Source organism: Desulfocucumis palustris (genome assembly GCF_002933875.1).
Classification (GTDB): Bacteria; Bacillota; Desulfotomaculia; order Desulfotomaculales; family Desulfocucumaceae; genus Desulfocucumis; species Desulfocucumis palustris.
In genome coordinates this window covers 1-2,149 of the sequence record NZ_BFAV01000058.1, presented here as the reverse complement: position 1 = coordinate 2,149, position 2,149 = coordinate 1, and the positions used below count along the sequence as shown (strand labels likewise).

Sequence of the window (2,149 nt, the reverse complement as noted above, 5' to 3'; positions counted from 1 at the left end):
CGGCTGCTGCAGTACATGGTAGAGGTGTGGCGGGACGTCTACAAGAACACACCGGAGAAAGAGCGGAAGCGCAAGGGCTTCAGGCTTCCGGCCATCTTTCCCGCCGTCCTCTATAACGGCGAGAGAGGATGGACGGCCCGCAGGAGCTTCAGGGAGTACCAGTCTGGGCACGAGCGGTTCCCGGGGCGCTTGCTGGACTTCTCCTACATCCTCTTCGACGTCGTCCGCTACGAAGAGGAAGACCTGTACCGGGCGGCCAATGTGGTGTCCAGCGTTTTCTACCTGGACCAGACCGTGGACCCGAGGGAACTGGTGGGCAGAATCAGAAAGCTTGCCGACGTGCTGAAAGGTATGGACCCGGAGGAATTCCGGCAGGTAATGGTATGGCTGAGGAACGTAATCAAGAGAAAATTGCCGGGACTACTGCAAGAAGAGGTCGACCGTGCGCTGGAAGAAACTGAACCCCGGGAGGTGGATAAGATGATCACCAACATTGAACGGACACTGGACGAGATGCAAAGGGCGGCAGAAGCAAGGGGAATGGAAAAAGGAATTAGAGAAGGGCAATCGAAAGGTAAAATTGAGGGCAAAATTGAGGGCAAAATTGAGGGCAAGGTTGAGACGGCCAGGGCGGCGCTGAGGGAAGGGTTGGACGTTGACGTGATCTGCAAGATAACCGGGCTGTCCATGGATATCGTTTTGGAGCTGAAGAGAGAGCTGGAAAACTGAAGTCGAGAAGCGACCGTTTGGCCCTTATCCCGCGTTACACAAGGGGACGGTTCTTCTGTGCTCGGGAGGAATTTTTGACACATAAAATACATATCGGTACTAATTTTGATATTACCAAAGTTTACTTAAAAAAAACGGGGAATAAATAATTCACTTTATTGGAGGGTGGCAAGGGGGCGTTACGGTTGCCACATAAGACAGGATAAACGTCAAGGCTATGGCCGACGGCAAGAACCTGGCCAATATGACTTTCAACCGAAGTGAAGGCAAAGGCTCCTTCGGAGGCATGCGGTGTTTCCGGAAGGGCCGTTTTCATTTCCGACTATCCCGGATATCTGGAGGGCATCGGCCAGCTAGAACCCGGCGGAAGCGTAACCACAGAAAGTTCAAGCATATGTCAAGGATAAGATCTGCCGACTTATAATCGTCCAATCGCCCGATGCGGGGATTTAACTTGCCACCAGCACCATTACCGGGGTATAGACTCGACACCCCTATGGTTAAAAGCCTATGTGAGTGTTAATCCTCAATGGATTTACCCTTACTAATAATCTCATCATACAGGAACTGGCCCTGGTCCGCCTGTTGGTATTCCTCCGTGGAGTATGGCCGTGGTGATATGTCAAGGTCTATGTCTTCGCTAATTTCCTTAAGCATTAAGGCTTCATCTACATAATCCCTTCCCAAATCCGGAGAAATAATTGCGATGTCAATATCGCTGTTTTCATTGGCTTGACCTCTGGCGTACGAGCCGTAAAGGATCGCCTTTTCAACGCGGATATTTTTGGAGCGCAATGCCTTAACGTACTTTTGTACGATTACTTCAACATGCTTTTTAACCACGTTACAACCTCCTTCGAACGGTCCACCGTTGCCTTGGCAAATACCTCGGTACATTTAGCTTCCAGGGCAGCTCTTTTATCTGGGTAACGAGTTTCAATGTAATAAAGCGATAGGAGGCGAAACAAATCCTTGGTATCGTTACTGCAACCCTCCAAAATATCCGCAACTCCGGCCAGGGCTATGAGGTCATGCTTTTTAGGAGGTATCTTTCCAGTTTTCTCAAAGTAAATCGCCTTTATAGCCTTTTCCACCGACTGCTGGCACATAAACAAGGACCAGAGATATTGCTTTCCTGACAGGCAATGCTCGGCGGCTTCCAGGTCATCCTCGGCGATATCCAGCCACACGGCTGATTGTGCTCTCATGCTAATCTCTCCAATTTACGGTATTAAGTGTGGCTTCTGGGATCTCACCATAGAATGACTTTAATTTAATTATATCACAAATTGAAAAAAAGTTGCCTTAATTCCATCGAAGACAGGAGACACAAGGGGACGGTTCTTCTGTGCTCGGGAGGAATTTTTGACACATAAAATACATTATTGGTAAACAATTGCTGTCCTCATCTGATTACCCA

Annotated in this window: 3 protein-coding genes; 1 reads left to right on the top strand and 2 read right to left on the bottom strand. The window is 49.0% G+C overall.

Annotated features, from left to right (window positions below):
* A partial coding sequence (locus DCCM_RS04710) for an Rpn family recombination-promoting nuclease/putative transposase (protein ID WP_104371302.1) occupies positions 1–729 on the top strand: 729 nt, incomplete at its 5' end.
* A 519-nt stretch (positions 730–1,248) separates the two neighbouring features.
* Here the strand turns inward: DCCM_RS04710 and DCCM_RS04700 are convergent.
* Both DCCM_RS04700 and DCCM_RS04695 read right to left on the bottom strand, forming a co-directional pair.
* A complete protein-coding gene (locus DCCM_RS04700) occupies positions 1,249–1,572 on the bottom strand; it encodes a nucleotidyltransferase domain-containing protein (protein ID WP_104371300.1) in 324 nt (107 codons plus the stop codon).
* Positions 1,548–1,937: a HEPN domain-containing protein gene (locus DCCM_RS04695; protein ID WP_104371299.1), complete on the bottom strand. Its 390-nt coding sequence runs from the start codon at positions 1,935–1,937 to the stop codon at positions 1,548–1,550. The genes DCCM_RS04700 and DCCM_RS04695 overlap by 25 nt, the downstream gene beginning before the upstream one ends.
* Between the last annotated feature and the right edge of the window lie 212 nt (positions 1,938–2,149).